The sequence below is a fragment of the Gilliamella sp. wkB292 genome (assembly GCF_001690235.1).
Lineage (GTDB): Bacteria > Pseudomonadota > Gammaproteobacteria > Enterobacterales > Orbaceae > Gilliamella > Gilliamella apicola_F.
In genome coordinates this window covers 32,611-49,423 of the sequence record NZ_LZGO01000030.1, presented here as the reverse complement: position 1 = coordinate 49,423, position 16,813 = coordinate 32,611, and the positions used below count along the sequence as shown (strand labels likewise).

The 16,813-nt window shown below is 34.3% G+C and carries 17 protein-coding genes; 14 read left to right on the top strand and 3 right to left on the bottom strand.

Translation table 11 applies throughout. The features are described 5' to 3' along the window. Positions 1–257: 257 nt before the first annotated feature. The 6 genes from A9G09_RS03260 (at position 258) to A9G09_RS03235 (ending at position 5,168) form a co-directional block, all read left to right on the top strand. Positions 258–581 carry a hypothetical protein gene (locus A9G09_RS03260; RefSeq protein WP_065633480.1) on the top strand — a complete coding sequence of 108 codons (324 nt, stop codon included), beginning with the start codon at positions 258–260 and terminating at the stop codon, positions 579–581. Positions 582–648: 67 nt separating this feature from the next. Beyond that, complete coding sequence (gene csy1 / locus A9G09_RS03255) at positions 649–2,028, top strand: type I-F CRISPR-associated protein Csy1 (RefSeq protein WP_065633479.1); 1,380 nt, start codon at positions 649–651, stop codon at positions 2,026–2,028. Continuing rightward, on the top strand, positions 2,028–2,951 hold the full coding sequence (gene csy2 / locus A9G09_RS03250; protein ID WP_065633478.1) for a type I-F CRISPR-associated protein Csy2: 924 nt from the start codon (positions 2,028–2,030) through the stop codon (positions 2,949–2,951). The genes csy1 and csy2 overlap by 1 nt, the downstream gene beginning before the upstream one ends. Before the next feature lie 33 nt (positions 2,952–2,984). Next, on the top strand, positions 2,985–4,013 hold the full coding sequence (gene csy3, locus A9G09_RS03245; RefSeq protein WP_065633477.1) for a type I-F CRISPR-associated protein Csy3: 1,029 nt from the start codon (positions 2,985–2,987) through the stop codon (positions 4,011–4,013). Positions 4,014–4,018: 5 nt separating this feature from the next. Next, positions 4,019–4,588, top strand: coding sequence for a type I-F CRISPR-associated endoribonuclease Cas6/Csy4 (gene cas6f, locus A9G09_RS03240; RefSeq protein ID WP_065633476.1), 570 nt, complete (start codon positions 4,019–4,021; stop codon positions 4,586–4,588). A 379-nt stretch (positions 4,589–4,967) separates the two neighbouring features. After that, a complete protein-coding gene (locus A9G09_RS03235) occupies positions 4,968–5,168 on the top strand; it encodes a hypothetical protein (protein ID WP_065633475.1) in 201 nt (66 codons plus the stop codon). A 276-nt stretch (positions 5,169–5,444) separates the two neighbouring features. On the opposite strand, the gene yccS is transcribed toward A9G09_RS03235, so the two are convergent. Continuing rightward, positions 5,445–7,589, bottom strand: a complete 2,145-nt coding sequence (gene yccS / locus A9G09_RS03225; protein ID WP_218056814.1) for a YccS family putative transporter — start codon at positions 7,587–7,589, stop codon at positions 5,445–5,447. Positions 7,590–7,972: 383 nt separating this feature from the next. Between yccS and A9G09_RS03220 the strand changes: the two genes are divergently transcribed. Then, positions 7,973–8,299 carry a Grx4 family monothiol glutaredoxin gene (locus A9G09_RS03220; protein ID WP_065633517.1) on the top strand — a complete coding sequence of 109 codons (327 nt, stop codon included), beginning with the start codon at positions 7,973–7,975 and terminating at the stop codon, positions 8,297–8,299. A gap of 55 nt (positions 8,300–8,354) precedes the next feature. Here the strand turns inward: A9G09_RS03220 and rnt are convergent, their stop codons facing one another. Further along, positions 8,355–9,008, bottom strand: a complete 654-nt coding sequence (gene rnt, locus A9G09_RS03215) for a ribonuclease T (RefSeq protein WP_065633473.1) — start codon at positions 9,006–9,008, stop codon at positions 8,355–8,357. An 880-nt stretch (positions 9,009–9,888) separates the two neighbouring features. Here rnt and A9G09_RS03210 point away from each other — a divergent pair. The 7 genes from A9G09_RS03210 to cysZ all read left to right on the top strand — a co-directional run bounded on the left by A9G09_RS03210 (position 9,889) and on the right by cysZ (position 16,628). Next, positions 9,889–10,647: a Nif3-like dinuclear metal center hexameric protein gene (locus A9G09_RS03210; RefSeq protein ID WP_065633472.1), complete on the top strand. Its 759-nt coding sequence runs from the start codon at positions 9,889–9,891 to the stop codon at positions 10,645–10,647. 97 nt (positions 10,648–10,744) lie between these two features. Beyond that, entirely contained in the window at positions 10,745–11,623 is an 879-nt protein-coding gene (gene dapA, locus A9G09_RS03205) for a 4-hydroxy-tetrahydrodipicolinate synthase (protein ID WP_065633471.1), read from the top strand. Positions 11,624–11,662: 39 nt separating this feature from the next. Then, positions 11,663–12,427, top strand: coding sequence for an outer membrane protein assembly factor BamC (bamC, locus tag A9G09_RS03200; RefSeq protein WP_065633470.1), 765 nt, complete (start codon positions 11,663–11,665; stop codon positions 12,425–12,427). A gap of 221 nt (positions 12,428–12,648) precedes the next feature. Next, a complete protein-coding gene (purC, locus tag A9G09_RS03195; protein WP_065633469.1) occupies positions 12,649–13,359 on the top strand; it encodes a phosphoribosylaminoimidazolesuccinocarboxamide synthase in 711 nt (236 codons plus the stop codon). Further along, a complete protein-coding gene (locus A9G09_RS03190; RefSeq protein WP_065633468.1) occupies positions 13,359–13,814 on the top strand; it encodes a DUF441 domain-containing protein in 456 nt (151 codons plus the stop codon). Before purC ends, A9G09_RS03190 begins: the two co-directional genes overlap by 1 nt. Before the next feature lie 3 nt (positions 13,815–13,817). Then, positions 13,818–15,758 (top strand): GNAT family N-acetyltransferase, encoded by a 1,941-nt coding sequence (locus tag A9G09_RS03185; protein ID WP_065633467.1) that lies wholly within the window; start codon positions 13,818–13,820, stop codon positions 15,756–15,758. Between the two features lie 90 nt (positions 15,759–15,848). Next, positions 15,849–16,628, top strand: a complete 780-nt coding sequence (gene cysZ / locus A9G09_RS03180) for a sulfate transporter CysZ (RefSeq protein ID WP_065633516.1) — start codon at positions 15,849–15,851, stop codon at positions 16,626–16,628. A 19-nt stretch (positions 16,629–16,647) separates the two neighbouring features. Here the strand turns inward: cysZ and A9G09_RS12570 are convergent, their stop codons facing one another. Further along, positions 16,648–16,809, bottom strand: a complete 162-nt coding sequence (locus A9G09_RS12570) for a YpfN family protein (protein WP_081297461.1) — start codon at positions 16,807–16,809, stop codon at positions 16,648–16,650. Positions 16,810–16,813 lie beyond the last annotated feature (4 nt).

Below are 16,813 nucleotides of genomic sequence, written 5' to 3'. Positions count from 1 at the left end.
AATAAATTTTTTATTACCGCCGAATAGGCGGTTTCATTTTATTAATGAATGATTTTTTTTATGCTTCCCATGAAATTAGATTGAAAAAATTATTGACTTGTTTTTCTTGTGGGCATAATATAGCATCCATGTAATGCATATTACATATAAAAAGTGCACTATAAATAACATAGTGTTAAATAGAATAAAACCCCAGATGAGCCAACATCTGAGGTTTAAATTTTACTAACCTAAGATCATGTAAGGAGAATAAAATTATGCCAGATAATAGAATAAAGGTTAAAAAAAGTCAATTTTCTACTGATAATTTAATGTTAATTAATTTACAAAATTTTGAAATAAATAGATCTGCAGCTAATGATGAGTCTGTAATTTTTTTGCCGGAATCGGTTGAATACTTTTCAATTACAGAACTAATGAAAATATTGAATATTTCGACAACCAAAGAAACCGAATATTTAATTAAGAAATTGGAACTTGATCAACCTAAATATCGATATCTTAATGCTGCGAATAAGTGGCTGTATAACAATAAAGCACTTAATTTATTAGCGTCGTATATAAGATTTAAAGCATCATAATTATATTTACTAAGGTCCATAATTTTTTATGGACCTTTTTATTTTTAAAGGAAATTAAGGAGGGCCAATGGAAGATATTTCTTGGCAAGATATAAGAAAGGTTATTGTCGACTTTCTTGAGCAGCGGCTTACTAATAATGCTAATTATAAAAGTGAAGTGACAAAACTGGATAAAGCCAAGCAAGCAAATGATGTATCGGCAATTAATGAATCTCAACAAAAAATTAAGGATTTAGTTAAGCGATTCGATTTTGAAACTTGGATGGAAGATGCAGCAACTAGACGAATTTTATGGATAGATATTGGAACGAATATTAGTAAGGGCATTAATTCCTTGAGTCTAGGTGATAATATCAACTATGTTGCACAAACTAAGCCAACTGATTCAAATTATGTATCATCAGCTACGCCATTAACTTTGAATTTCGATTGCTCAGGTAATGCTGCCGCATTGGATATTTTTTCTTTATTAAATCAATCTGTAACGGATGATATGACTTTATTACAATTGATTATACAAGAACATCCTGCTGTTTTGCCTGCATTATCCAATGATGAACAAAAGGCAGCGGTTTATTTAGCTAATTTAAAAAAAGCGATTTTTAATAATTTTGATAATCCAAAAGCATCCGAACTTAATAAACAATTATATTGGCCAAATAGTGAAGATACTTATCTTTCAGGGGTTGATAATCATTACCGTCTGTTAATTCCATTGTATCCCTCATCATTGTGCCACTTGGTGTATCAAAAAGTACAAACAAGATTTTCTGACGAGAATAAAAAGGCTCGTGAACAAAGAAGAATTAAAGGGATTGAACATCAATCTTATTTTTCGTTTCACCACTTAGCCGTGGTTAAGTTAGGGGGCAGCAATCCGCAAGGTGTTAGTCAATTAACCAGTAATCAAGGTGGACGTAATTTTTTATTACCGTCAATGCCGCCTAAATTTGAAAAATCCCCTTTTCCAACAATTAATAAGGTGCAAGAAACCATTTTCACAAATTCAATGCAATATTCTTTTCGCTTTGGCTTTAGATTGTTGTTTGATATGGTTCAAACGCCCAAAAATAATGTTGAAGAGCGTGACAATCGCAAAGATGCTTTTGCCGTTATTTTATCGCTATTACTTAAATATGCCAGACACATTCAAAAAACCATGCCGGCAGGTTGGAGTCGTGAATATTCTCTCCTCAATCATCAAAAACTTTGGTTAGATCCAAAACGTGCAGATTTAGAGAATGAAGAAGATTTTCAAAAACAGTATGAACAAGGTAAGTGGCAATATAGTTTAGAAAAAGATTTTTCTCTCTGGATTGATAATGCATTAGATCATAAATTCAATAATATAAGAAAAGAATTATCAGAAGTTGAATCTCAAGAATGGCGCCGAGAACTTCGTTCGGCAATAAAAGCCAGTCAACGCAGAAAAGAGGGGATTTTTTAATGGCATCTTTAGTTTATTATTTATTTTTTGACCACGTAAAAATTCAAAACGCTAATGCAATTTCCAGTCCTTTAACTTATGGTTTTCCGGCTATTTCGGGTTTTATTGGTGCTATTCATGCATTAAACCGTAAAATTGAATCGACTGATCCTATTTATTTAGATGGAGTATTGATTGCTTGCCATGAGTGTGATGTACAAGTTTATCGACCTAATGATTATAGTGATTATACTTTTCGATTAACCCGTAATCCATTGGCAAAAAATGGTGATAATCGTTCAATTATTGAAGAGGGACGAGTGCATCTTGATGTTTCATTGCTGATTGAAGTCAAAATAGAAAATTTTGAAGCACTTTATGATGACGATCAAAAGAATGAATTTGTTAATCAAATGAAACAAAAACTGTATCAACAACGCATTGCTGGTGGTCATGTGTTAGAAATTGGTGAGGCAAAATTAATTCCCTCTGATGCATCAGACGAAACATTAGCAAATTTGTTATTACCTGCTTTTGTATTAGTTGAAGCACAGCAAGATCTGCAAGAGATCACAGCTGAGTTACAACAACAAGATCCCAATGCAACCGCGCTTGATGCTTTAATCGAAACAGCGATGTTGCATCATCATCCACAAGAGAAAGAACACTGGCAGACCACATCAGTCAAACAGGGGCGAGGTTGGTTAGTCCCGATACCATTAGGGTATCAAGCAATATCACCGTTATTTGCTGCTGGTAAGTTGCAAGAAGCTCGGAGTAATGAACATCAATCACAATTTGTTGAATGTATTTATGGCTTGGGTAAATGGGTATTTCCATTGCGCTTAAAGGAAAATTTATCACAAGCATTTTGGCGTTATCAATGCAGTACATTGCAATCAAATGGTGCAGAGATTTATATCATTAATCAACAAAATAATTAAATAATTTTAGCGTTATACAATAAGGAATTTATTATGAGTAAAAGTAAAATCACTACCGCATCTGTTTTAGCTTTTGAACGCAGTTTTGATATTTCTGATGCTGTTTTTTCTCAGCCAAATACTGCCAAGCCTGAAATATTATCTCCGGTTCGATTAACCGAAAAATCAGTACGCGGAACTATCTCTAATCGCCTTAAAAATGCCATTGCTAGCGATCCCGCTAAATTAGATGCCGAAATTCAAAAACCTAATTTACAAACTGTTGATGTTGCTGCGTTAGATGCCGATAAAGATACTTTAGTGATAACATGGAGCTGTAAAGTGTTACCTTTTACCGGTAAACCGTCAGTATGTAATGATGTTGAATATCAAGCACAGTTAACAACGACAACTCAAGAATATATTAAAGATGTTGGTTTAAAAGCGTTAGCGAAACGATATGCCATTAATATTTTAAATGGTCGTTGGTTATGGCGTAACCGTATGGCAGCCGAGCAAATTAATATTATCGTGAGTTACCAAGCGCACAATGATAAAGATGAAGCTAAGATAATTGACGTCGCTAACGTTGATGCCAAAAATTATCAGCTTAACAGTTTTGATTATGATGATAAATCTGTTCAAGCATTAACTGATCTTATTGAAGCAGGATTAGCTAATAAAAAATTTGTGATCTTTGATGTTACCGCAACACTAAAAATGGGCTTAGGACAAGAAGTTTACCCATCACAAGAATTAATTTTAGATACTGGTAAAGAAAAAAGCAAAGTGCTTTATGACAAAAATGGTCAAGCAGCGATGCATTCGCAAAAAGTGAGTAATGCAATTCGTACTATTGATACCTGGTATGATGAAAAAGCGGAATTTCCAATTGCGATTGAACCTTATGGTTCGGTGACCACTATGGGGCATGCTTTCCGCCAACCTAAACAGAAATTGGACTTTTATAACTTGTTTGATAACTGGGTTTTGAAAGGGGAAAAGCCAAGTTTGGAACAACAACATTATGTGATTGCAGTATTAATTCGTGGTGGTGTATTTGGGGCGAGCGGTAAGGAGTAAGCAATATGCATACACACTATTTTGAACTGCGCGCCATACCACAAATTGAGATAACCGAAGTCAATGTGGTGAATCAAGTGATGCAAAAACTGCATCAAGTCTTGGTTAATTTTCAGGGCAATCTCGGCATCAGTTTTCCTTGTTATAATGTCCGTCGTACACTGGGTGGAATTATTCGCATTTTTGGTACTGAAGCCGAGTTACAGGAATTTAAAAGTGCGCTACAGCAACAGGCTGCCATTGCTGACTATGTATTGATTCTACCGATCACAGCCATACCAGCTGAAGTTAAGGGCTATTTACGTTTAATTCGGGTTAATCCGAAAGGACAAAGTGCATTAAGACGTGCTGAAAAACGCTTAACCGCTCAAGGTAAATGGTCTACTGACGTAAAACAAAAAATGGTAGATAAATGGGGAAGTGTTAATCTTACTTATCCGCATTTACATTTTTATAGTCAAAGCACTGAGCAAAGCTTTATTTTATGGATAAAACAAGAAAAAAGCTCAACTGCGGTAGAGGGAGTTTTTAATAGTTATGGTCTAAGTAAAACGGCTACCGTGCCTGACTTTTAAGTGATATCAATAACGCTGTATTTAATCTATTGGTGGTTTAATAGGTTAAATATGGCTTTAACTTAAGTGATTTTTAGTATTGATTTAATTACATTCACGTAATAAGTAACATCATAATGATTATCCAATTTTTCTTGAAACTAGCAGTAAAGTTATCTAAGTTTGAATTCTATAAACCTAAAGGATAGTCAAAATACCTGTTATATCTAAGCGAAATCAATTTCTTGAGGGGCGATGGTTATTCTTTTAATTTGTGATTAATTCTATCTACATTTGCCGGTTTAAGCACAGTCAAAAATGGTGTAATTCATCGATAAATAACGTTATAGCTTTATCTTGAGATAGGATAAATTTTAAATTACGATCGTTAGAATCAGAGATGGGAGAACTAGTTTTTGAATTTACGACTCCTCCTTTCAAAAATACTCATTGGAATGCAACGTCCAAATATCTGGCAGAAAGCGCATTTAGCTTTATTGAAGGTATTATCTATTATAATGTTTCTAATTATCAGAATTTTGGACATTGGGGAGCAACGCAGGTTACTCAACAACAATGGTTACTGATAAAACCTCAATAATTCAAACTTAAACAGAAAGTGATAAAAGCGCAAAATTTAATTGAACTGCGAGATGATCTGTTTGATTTTGCATTTATTTTTGATAAATCTTGGCAAAAAGAGATGTCAAAAAATTTTCTGAAATATAAATTGAATTTTTCACAAATAATTAGTGACCTAATCATTTGGATTGATGAGAATATGCAAAAATACCGTTCTCTCTATATTTTGGGTGTATAACATCTTTACTCATAAATATTTGTATGTAAGCAAATCACTTTATTTAGCAAGCTTTGATTAAGTCGATTTTTTGTCTAATTCGCTAACAAGACTGATTAATTCCGGCAATATATCGAGTATTAGTGCTAATTGTTGCATAACGAGTAAATCATTATTGGCTTGTTCATCTTGGATCGAAATCGACTCGATATAATTTGCGACCGATTGTTTAATCGGTTGATATTCGCTATTTAACTGTTTATCAGTCAATAAATTAATGATATAAACCGACAAATCATCAAACAATTCTAATGTATGATTAGAAATAGATTTATCACGATGTGCACCTAGTGTCGATAAATAGCTGATTAGCGTATGGTTTAAAGTTAATAATCGAAAACCTTTATCAATTAATGCAGGATTCATATGCGGCTCTTTAGTCATTAAGCTAATTAATGATGATAAATCTGCATTACTATCATGGGCTGATCGCCTTGCTAAACGGTATTTGGGATCATTAGTTTTTCCAGTCAGATATTGACTACCAATTAGGGCTAAATAGTGGCTGTCGTCATGACAAACCCGATCAACTAATTTAGGAAGATTTCTAAACTTCCAATCGGGCCAAATAAAACTTACCGCAAACCAGGCAATAAAACAGCCTATCAAGGTTGCAATAATTCTAGACAATGCGACCTCAATACTGCTTTCTCCAATTAAGCTAAAACTAAAAAAGACCAGTAATGTAATAAATGCTGTCGCATAGGCATATTGTGAGTTTTTAAATAAGAAAAACAACCAACCGGTAATAATGATTAAAATAAGTTGTTCTTCAATAGTCGGGAATAGATAGGTTAAAGGTATACCAATGATGATCCCTAATATTGTGCCAAATACTCGCAATTTTAGTCGATGTTTTGTTGTGGCGTAGTTAGGTTGGCAAACAAAAAGACTGGTCAGAATAATCCAATAACCGTGTGAAAGGTCGGTACAATAAATAACACTATAGCCAACAAAGAGCACAATACTCATTCTAATAGCATGACGAAATAGGGCTGATTTGATGGTTAAATTTTGTTTTATTTTGGCGAAAATGTCATGAAAGCTGGTAAGTTCATCATCAACCAATTGATTCTCTTCTTGCTGTTTGGCAAGATGCTGCTCTGTATCAATGTTGGCAAGTAACAGATCAATAGATAACAGGTTTTGATATAAATTTTTTAATGATTTTATTAAAAGTAACGAATTTTTATTCTGACTTTGATATTGAGATATCGCTTCTTCAAGGTAAGAAAAATAGCGCGCAAATAAAGGATCATGATGATATGTTTGATTCATTTTGATAGCAAAAGCAAGTTTGGCACAGGCTTTTGCTTGTAAATTTAAAATTCGCGCAAATCGAAACAAAATATCACTATGTTTAAAATTATCACTTAACGCTTGATATTGTCCATGTGCTGAACTAGCTCGTTCATGAATATCCTGAGCCACAAAGTAATAACTCAACATCTTTTTGACATAAGATTGCCCGCGATAGCCTTTTAGACGATTAAACAGTGAACGTTTAGTTTGATTAAATGCATTGATTAATTGAGTATTACTTTCGGTTAATTGTAAGGTTTGTTTCGTAAATCCATCGGTCTCGTCTGGATCAAACATTGCCGCTTTAGCATCAAGATACTGGGCTAATCTAATAAAACAGTTTGATAAACTTTGTTGAGTTGTGCGGATAGGTTGAATGATAGATTCAATTAACGACACAATGTTGTACCAAAGTGCACCTAATAATAAAAAGCAAGGTAAAGTATAATTGTCAGCATATAAATTATGGCCTAGCATTGTATAAGCAGCAATCAGTAATGATCCAAACGCAATGACGCCGTAGCGTTGTCCTAGTGAGCCAAGCATAATAAAAGCAAAAGTTGAAAAAACTAATCCCACAATAAAAACCAATGGAAAATCAAATAGTAATTCAACTGAAAAAGTTGCAATAGCAAAACAAAATAGCGTTAAAACTATATTAATACAACGGCTAAGTAAGCGGGTGTCAATCTCGGTCAGTCCAGCAGCCACAACGCCTAAAGTTAACGGGATGACTAAATTGACATGACCAAAATACCATGGAACTAGGGTAGAGCCGGTCAGACTAATTAGCATACGAATACTAAAAAGGAGATTACTGCTATAAAAAACTTTACGTAAAGTCAGGATTAAAGGATGCACGATATATCTATTTTATTAAAGTCATTTTAATAACAATAAGCATACTATATTGTGATGGCAAGGAAAAGAGATCGCCAAAATGACTTAGTAAGAATTTACATTTAGTCAGCTAAGTTTAACTGTTAAGTTTTAATCATTTACAAAAAATGAATAGAGGATCTTCCATAAATCAAAATTTGTTATATTGTTAATGAAAGGGTTGTTGATCTTAATTTTATCGTATTTTTTATAGGTGCTTATTTGTCAACTAATGGCAGGATGTTCATAAATTGTCATTATAGTAAAACAAAATAAATATAGCAGTATGACAAGTTATAATTCTACGTTAAAATAGTCACAATTTGCTAGAAATAAAATAAGGATTAACTAGTATGACAACTGAAATGACAACACTTGAAAAAATTAAAAAACAGATTGCTGATAACCCAATTATTTTGTACATGAAAGGGTCGCCTAAGTTGCCAAGTTGTGGTTTTTCAGCCCAAGCAGTGCAAGTTTTATCACAATGCGGTGAACCGTTTGCTTATGTTGATATTTTACAAAATCCTGATATCCGTGCGGAACTACCAAAATTTGCTAATTGGCCGACTTTTCCACAACTTTGGGTTGAAGGTGAGTTAGTTGGTGGTTGTGATATTATGTTAGAAATGTTTCAAGCTGGTGAATTACAAACCTTAATTAAAGAGACTGCTAAAAAACATAAATCTTAATTAAATTGTATGTGCATATTTAAACAGAAAAGAGAGATATTATCTCTCTCTTTTTTTATGCTGATTGATCAGGTTGTTCGTTAGTCTGTGGCAGTGGCCAACCTCCTAATCGTTTAAATCGATTGACAATTTCGCAAAATAAAATAGCGGTTTTTTCGGTATCATAAAGTGCTGAATGTGCTTGTTTATGATCAAAGGCAATATTTGCAGCTTCGCACGCTTTTGCTAATACGGTTTGCCCAAAAACTAAACCACATAGTGATGCTGTATCAAATGTCGCAAAGGGATGAAAAGGATTACGTTTAATTCCGGCACGTTCTGCCGCTGCCATTAAAAAACTATGATCGAAGTGTGCGTTGTGGGCAACAATGACTGCACGGGTACAATCAGAGGCTTTAATTCCAGTACGCACCATTTTGAATATGGATTCCAGTGCGAGTTTTTCGTCAACAGCTGCCCTTAATGGATTATCAGGATCAATGCCATTAAAAGCTAAAGCACTCGGTTCTAAAATAGAGTTTTCAAAAGGATTAACGTTAAATTGTAACGTTTCATCAGGCTCAAGCCAGCCGTCATCATTCATTTTAAGGGTAATGGCGGCAATTTCTAAAATGGCATTGAGTTTAGGATCAAATCCTGAGGTTTCTATATCAATCACGACTGGGTAAAAACCCCGAAAGCGTTCACATAATTTTGTGTTTGGCACAATTGTTTATCTTCGTTTGTCAAAAATGGAGGTTATTATGCCAGTTTTTGTTGTTTTCGCCTAGTTTTACCTAAGTCATCTTAGCATTTAAGCGATAATTTAATCTTCGGTTAAATCTTATAAATCAATCTAAATGGGGGGATTGTTTTTTGATAGTTCAATCTCTTCAGTCCATTGTGAATTAAGACATTTATAATGTTTAGGCAGATGTTTTAAACGTTGTTACAAAAGTTTGTAATACTTCCTTAAGCTTGACTAATTTGATTGCAAGTGATTAATGTTTATAAATAATAAGAAGTTGCTGCTAAACTTGGAAAGTAACAAATTAGTACACTAAATTCTTGATTAGCTTGTTCTTTATTATCCAACAAGACCAAGATTAATGATCTTCATTAGAATAATAATCCCAATTGTTTTATTTCTGATTAATCGAATGTTTGTTTTAGCAAATTGTTAATCTTTATAAAGTGCGTTAGCGTATTGCAATACTATTTCAGAAGTTGTGTGATAAAGACGAGTTGATGCATTTTCATAAAAAGGGGAAAGCCTCGTTTTCACGATAGCTATCTTAAATAGCTAGTTTAACCTTCACTTATTATTTGACTTCTACTTATAATTGAAACCTGACAACATTCTTAATCTATTTTATTTAAATTAATAAACATTAAAATGAATATGATAGATACTAATTGAGTAATTAAAACATTGGTCAGCTAGGGTGGTAAAAATCAATTAGTCATAATATCAGATGAGTTATTTCAAGAAAGTGTCTATAATTGGCGCTAAACAAAAGGGCTAAACGTTTATCTGCTAATTTTCAGCTTTTTGTTAATGTTGTTTTTAGATTAACTTTATGATTGAGTAAAAAGTAGCGAGGAGCATTGTGCATAATTACGAACTCCAACAAATTATTAATACAGAACTGCAAGTTTTACGCTATCGTGACTATGCCCCTAATGGATTGCAAGTGCAAGGGCGAAGTGAGATAAAAAAAATTGTGACAGGTGTCACGGCTTGTCAAGATTTATTAGATAAAGCGGTTGAATTGCAAGCAGATGCGGTGTTAGTTCATCATGGCTATTTTTGGAAAAGTGAACCACAAACAATTACTGGCATTAAATATAAGAGACTTAAGACATTATTATCTCATGATATTAATCTGTTTGGTTATCACTTACCGCTAGATGGCCATCCCACACTTGGAAATAATATCTTATTAGCTAACATGCTTAATATTTCGGTTGAACCGCGCACTGATATCACCGATTTACTTTTTAAAGGAACACTAACCGAACCGTTAACCGCTCTTGAATTTAAGCATAAATTGGAAAAAGTCTTGCATAACAGTCAGCGTTCTATTTTATTTTGTGGAGATAATGCACCTAAAGTGATAAAACGCGTTGCTTGGTGTAGCGGCGGCGGGCAAGATTTTATCGAAGCAGCGGCTCAACAAGGTTATGATGCATTTTTTACCGGCGAGGTTTCTGAACGTACTATCCACATTGCACGTGAATATGGTATAAATTTTTATGCAGCAGGTCACCACGCAACGGAACGTTATGGTATTAAAAAGCTTGGCGAATGGTTAGCTAAGGAATATAGCCTTGAGGTTATTTTTATTGATATTGATAATCCTGCATAACAAAAGTTGAATTTAACTAAGAAATATCGCATACTTATTCGCAGATTTTTTATTCTTTAAAGTTGTTGTTTAAACAGATAATATGAGAGGTCATTTTATGTTTACAGGAAGTCTGGTCGCCCTTATCACACCAATGGATTCTAAAGGAAATGTGGACCACGTAAGCTTAAAAAAATTGGTCGAATATCATATTGCTAATGGCACATCAGCTATCGTATCTGTTGGAACAACGGGTGAATCAGCGACACTTAATCATCACGAACATATCGATGTTATAAAGCGTACTGTTGATTATGCGCAAGGGCGAATCAATATTATTGCTGGAACAGGCTCTAATGCCACTAAAGAAGCAATTGAATTAACTCGTCAAGTTGAAAATATTGGGGTAGTGGGGTGTTTAACTGTTGCTCCCTATTATAACAAACCGACTCAAGAAGGTATGTATCAGCATTTTAAAGCCATTGCTGAATGTACTGCATTACCTCAGATTCTTTATAATGTGCCAGGTCGCACAAGTAGCGATATCAAACCTGAGACCGTTGGTCGTTTATCTAAAATCAAAAATATTGTTGCATTGAAAGACGCAACAGGTGATCTTTCTCGCGTATATAAAACGCGAAAATTAGTGGGAGATGATTTTAAACTGTTAAGTGGTGATGATGCTACATTTTTAGATTTTATGATTTTAGGTGGTGATGGGGTGATTTCTGTTACTGCTAATGTTGCAGCAAAACAAGTTGCTACAGTTTGTCAATTAGCTGCAAACAACCAAATCAAAGAGGCTAGAGCGTTAAATGAAAGTTTATTAGCATTACATAATAATTTGTTCATTGAACCCAACCCCACGCCAGCAAAATGGGCTTGCCTAAGATTGGGCTTGATCGCTGATGGTACAATTCGTTTACCGATGATATCGCTGACCGATGCTTCAATTCCAGCGGTGGAACAAGCATTAAAAGATGCTAATTTACTGTAATTTATTTTCGTATAACTTTTAATTTATAAGCAGACATCTATGTTTAATAAAACCGTATTGCAAAATAATGTCATAAAAAAAGTCGCTATTTTGACCGCTGTTGCTTCTTTCTTTCTTGTAGGATGTGGAAGCGATCAAAACTATAAACGTGAAGTTGATGGTAATGATGACTATTTAAATTCACCAAGTTTAAAACCATTAATTGTTCCACAAGGTATTACAGTACCAGCAGAAGTTGCTGACTTTTTTGTGAATAATGGCAAAATCGATGGGCCGTTAGGAAAACAAGTTGATATTCGCCCACCTATGTTGCCGCTTTCAACGATTTCTGAAGCTTTTGTGGTCTATAACAATGGTATGGTAACGTTCAATGTACCATTAAGTTATAATCTATGGGATCGAATTCCTAATATTTTAACTAGCAAAAATATTCCTATTGATGGTCGTGATAATCAAACTATTAAAACGGCTAAGGCATATATAGTACGTGCTGACGAATCGCAACAAACTGAAGCTTCGTACGTATTTAAGCGAAAAATTATGGGTAACACTGAAACCATTACACTTGGCTTGAACTCGCTAACTCGTGGTGCTGAAGATATTTCTACCCAACCAGCAGAAGTACAACGTTACGTAGTTGGTTTATTTAATATCATCATGGATGAGGTTGCACCAGAATCAGTTCGACAACCACCAGTGAAAGATCCTAAAGATGATGATGCCAAAAAGGACACTAAGTCAGATAAAGATTCTGAGTCCATGAAGGCTTTAAAAGAAGATCTTAAAGACAGCAACCGTCGATAGTTGTCGTTATCGAGTTGGTTGTCGTGATAAATAGAGTTTTTAATTCAAAAGTCGTCTGGTGCGTTATTGGTTTATCGTAATCGATGACTTTAATAATAAGTAGTGTGTTGTTATTTACGCTTTCAATAAATCCGAAGTAAAGATAACAACAATGAGTTCGAATTTAAGGAGCGAAAAGCTCCTTAATTATTTATTGGCTATTATGATATAAGGTTATAAGCATGAAAAAGTTGGATGAGCTTTATCGTGGTAAAGCAAAAACTGTTTACACAACAGACAACCCAGAACTACTAATATTGGAATTTCGTAATGATACTTCTGCTTTTGATGGTTTACGTATTGAGCAGTTAGATCGCAAAGGAATGGTTAATAATAAATTCAACTATTTTATTATGACACTATTACGTGATGAAGGCATTCCTACACAAGTTGCAGCCTTAATATCAGATAATGAAGTTTTAGTTAAAAAATTAGAAATGATTCCTGTTGAATGTGTCGTGCGTAATCGCGCTGCAGGCTCTTTAGTTAAACGTTTAGGCGTTGAAGAAGGCACTGTCCTTAATCCTCCAACTTTTGAATTATTTTTGAAAAATGATGCATTGCATGACCCAATGGTTAATGAATCGCACTGTAAAGCTTTTGGCTGGGCGACAGATGAACAATTAGCTACAATGAAAGAGCTGAGCTTTAAAATTAATACAATATTGACTGAACTATTTGATAAAGCTGGTTTGATTTTAGTTGATTATAAACTTGAATTTGGTTTATACAAAGGTGAAGTAACCTTAGGTGACGAGTTTTCTCCTGATGGTTGTCGTCTATGGGAAAAAGAGACGTTGAAAAAAATGGATAAAGATCGTTTCCGTCAAAGCTTAGGCGGTGTAATAGAAGCTTATGAAGAAGTCGCTAAGCGCATTGGTGTACCTTTGTAATGTTTGCTCAGTTCGATATCTCTTTCTTTCTTCTATTAGCTTTAGCTGCACTGTGTTATGTGACGCATAATAACACAGTGACCTTTGCCGTTTTGTTATTATTGCTGTTCAAATTAACGCCACTATCAACATATTTCCCTTTTTTAAATCAATATGGTTTAACTATTGGCATTGTGATTTTAACTGCTGCAATGATGGTTCCTTTGGCTGATGGGACTTTAAAAATTCAAGATATTTTAAAATCCTTTACTACTTGGCAATCAATGTTGGCTATCCTGGTAGGGATTGCTGTTTCGTGGTTAGGTACTCGGGGAGTATCATTAATTGGTGCTCATCCGACCATAATTAATGGTTTAATTATTGGTACATTAATTGGTGTTGCTTTTTTCAAAGGTATCCCAGTTGGACCATTGATAGCGGCAGGTATTTTATCGCTCGTGATTGGAAAAAGTTAGCTTATGTCAGGTCCAGATAGCACAAGAAAGCTCTGGGTATTAAAAGGCGAAGCAACACAATTGTTGAATCAGTTGCGTGATATAATAAATCGGTATCAAGCTGATTGGATCACAATCACCACACAGAATAATTTACCCCCTTTTTTGACTAAAACTTTTTTACCCAATCAAACCAAATCGTTATTAGGTCGAGAATTTTTGCACGCGATTTTTGATGCAACGCAAGGTTTTAATTTAGATGCTTTTGCCATGCTGGTTGGGACTTTGGTTAAAGGAAGTATACTTATATTACTTTTACCAGAAGATTTTAACCATTGGTGTGATCAAGATAGCATACGCTGGAATGAGAACAGCCAAGCTATTGAGGTTCCCAATTTTGTCAAACATCTTGAGCAAATCTTAAAGGATTTTGACATTGAATCTAATCAACGCGACTTTCCAAATATTCAAACAGCACAGCTGAGTTTAACAGAACAACAAACTATCCTTGAACGTCTACTAATAAGTGATGCGCCAATTAAAGTGTTAATGGCTAAACGCGGACGAGGAAAATCAGCTTTATCCGGTCTATTTAGCCATTATCACCAATCAATTATTATTACTGCACCTAACAAAAGTGCTTTAACTACGTTTTTTCGTTTCGCCAAATCATCGGTTAAATTTGTTGCACCTGATGAATTAATAGAGGTTGGATTTAGTGGTCATGTTGATTATTTAATTATTGACGAAGCTGCCATGATTCCACTTCCGATGCTGGAAAACTTATTGCAATTTGCATCTGAGAATAATTGCCCAGTATTATTAACTACAACGATGGAAGGTTATGAAGGGACAGGACAGGGTTTTTTATTACAATTATTTAAAAATAAATCGTGTGAGTTTTTCTACTTAACAAACCCAATACGTTGGCAAGATGGTGATCAGCTTGAAGCTATTACTGATTGTTTACTGCTAAATGGTTTATTTTGTCAAAAACAAGATAGTCATCTGATAAATCAATCGATTGAATATAACAGGGTTAGCCGTAATAATATTACTGCGTTAAAACAGATTTTTTATTTATTAAAAACTGCGCATTATCAAACAACTTTAATTGATTTAAGACGTATTTTTGATGCAAATAATCAAACTGTTTGGCAAGCAAAGCAAGAAAATCATCTTATTGCTGGTGCCATCACGATAGATGAAGGTCAGTTATCTGACAGTTTAATTGAAGCCGTGTGGCAAGGTACGCGCCGACCTAAAGGTAATTTAGTTGCTCAATCGTTGGTGGCGCATGCCGGTGAAAAATTAGCAGCTAAGCTTGCATCAGTTAGAATTAATCGTATTGCCGTTACGGAGTCTCATCGTCGCCAACATATTGCTCAGCAATTGGTTGAACGCATTTATCAGCATGGGGCTATACAAGGTAAAGATTTTATTTCGGTGAGTTATGCTTTTAATCAAGCAAACGATCAGTTTTGGTCTGCATGTGGATTTGTACTGGTTCACGTTGGTAGTCGTAAAGAAACAAGCAGTGGTAGTTATTCCGTAATGGCATTAAAACCTATCACCAAGCAGGGATTATCCTTGACCATGCAGTTAAACAAAAAATTGCAGCGTAACTGGTACTGGTTAAAAAATATTATCGATCTACCATTAGCTGATCGTTTTCAGCTAAATAGCGATCAGCAACTAACCCATCAGGATCTTGATGAACTTCGTGGATTTTGTTACTATCACCGCCCTTATGAAGCAACTTATGCTGCACTTTGTCGATTGAATCAATTTAATAATCATCAACAAAACGCTTTCAATTTACCTATCTTAAAATCATTATTGCAAGATGATAATAAATTAATACATGTGATAAAACAGTATCAATTAACAGGCAAAGCAGCTTTAATGCAGGCAATAAAGTATGAAGTTAAGCAGTGGTTTAACAATGTTGATAACAAGGCTTAAAATATTTTAATCAAAACTTAACATAAAATCATATTTTATTAGAAGGGACAAAATGTGAAATTAAATAATTTTGAAAAAACAAATACCAACATGCACAGTAACCAAACTGATTACCAGCCAAAAACTGGTCTAGAATATTTTATTAAAGGCTGGTCATTAGCTTTCAGCCCAAGCATTCGCCACTATGTCTTTTTACCTTTACTTGCTAATATCGTGATTATGTCTTTATTGTTTTATTGGTTTTTGGTATCCATAACCGGTATGGTGGACTGGGGATTATCTTTTGTTCCTAGTTGGCTTCAATGGTTAGGGTATATCATTAGCTTTATTGTTGTTGTGACACTCGCTATCGTATTTTGCTATTTTTTTAGTACAGTTGCTAATATTATTGCTGCGCCATTTAATGGGCTATTAGCCGAGCATGTTGAATCTCAATTAACCGGTATGCCGGCACCTGATACTTCTTGGATAAGTTTGATTATGGATATACCTAGAATAATGGGACGAGAATTACAAAAACTGATTCATTATCTATTATGGGCAAGTCTAATTTTTCTAACCTATTTTATTCCGGTTATTGGGCAATCGGTCACGCCTGTTATATGGTTTTTATTTACTGCTTGGCAAATTAACATTCAATATGCCGATTATGCGTTTGATAATCATAAAATTACCTTTCCTCGAATGCGTGAGTTACTAAAGCAGGATAAAATGGATAATTTGATTTATGGTATTTTAGTCAGCTTATTTACGATGATTCCGATTTTAAATCTTGTTATTATGCCTATTGCGGTTTGTGGTTCAACCGCTATGTGGGTCGATCGCTATCGCCATCAAGTCATATTCAATGACGGCCATAATAATCGTTAATGATTAACTTTGAGGTTGGTTAATCATCGTCATCATCATCATTATAGGGGATAGGTTTTATCCCTTTCTTTTTTTCCAGATAAGATTTGTAGTTAAGTTTGCTAAGCGATTTAATCGTATTAATAAAAATACCAATTAAAATAACTACAATTATCCACCAATAGTCTTTGAGCCACTCCATCTAA

Excerpts from the sequence above, each read along its gene's own strand:
- A9G09_RS03260 (WP_065633480.1), top strand. The coding sequence starts at position 258 with ATGCCAGATAATAGAATAAAGGTTAAAAAAAGTCAATTTTCTACTGAT.
- csy1 (WP_065633479.1), top strand. The coding sequence starts at position 649 with ATGGAAGATATTTCTTGGCAAGATATAAGAAAGGTTATTGTCGACTTT.
- csy2 (WP_065633478.1), top strand. The coding sequence starts at position 2,028 with ATGGCATCTTTAGTTTATTATTTATTTTTTGACCACGTAAAAATTCAA.
- csy3 (WP_065633477.1), top strand. The coding sequence starts at position 2,985 with ATGAGTAAAAGTAAAATCACTACCGCATCTGTTTTAGCTTTTGAACGC.
- cas6f (WP_065633476.1), top strand. The coding sequence starts at position 4,019 with ATGCATACACACTATTTTGAACTGCGCGCCATACCACAAATTGAGATA.
- A9G09_RS03235 (WP_065633475.1), top strand. The coding sequence starts at position 4,968 with ATGGGAGAACTAGTTTTTGAATTTACGACTCCTCCTTTCAAAAATACT.
- A9G09_RS03220 (WP_065633517.1), top strand. The coding sequence starts at position 7,973 with ATGACAACACTTGAAAAAATTAAAAAACAGATTGCTGATAACCCAATT.
- dapA (WP_065633471.1), top strand. The coding sequence starts at position 10,745 with ATGTTTACAGGAAGTCTGGTCGCCCTTATCACACCAATGGATTCTAAA.
- bamC (WP_065633470.1), top strand. The coding sequence starts at position 11,663 with ATGTTTAATAAAACCGTATTGCAAAATAATGTCATAAAAAAAGTCGCT.
- purC (WP_065633469.1), top strand. The coding sequence starts at position 12,649 with ATGAAAAAGTTGGATGAGCTTTATCGTGGTAAAGCAAAAACTGTTTAC.
- A9G09_RS03190 (WP_065633468.1), top strand. The coding sequence starts at position 13,359 with ATGTTTGCTCAGTTCGATATCTCTTTCTTTCTTCTATTAGCTTTAGCT.
- A9G09_RS03185 (WP_065633467.1), top strand. The coding sequence starts at position 13,818 with ATGTCAGGTCCAGATAGCACAAGAAAGCTCTGGGTATTAAAAGGCGAA.
- cysZ (WP_065633516.1), top strand. The coding sequence starts at position 15,849 with ATGCACAGTAACCAAACTGATTACCAGCCAAAAACTGGTCTAGAATAT.
- A9G09_RS12570 (WP_081297461.1), bottom strand. The coding sequence starts at position 16,809 with ATGGAGTGGCTCAAAGACTATTGGTGGATAATTGTAGTTATTTTAATT.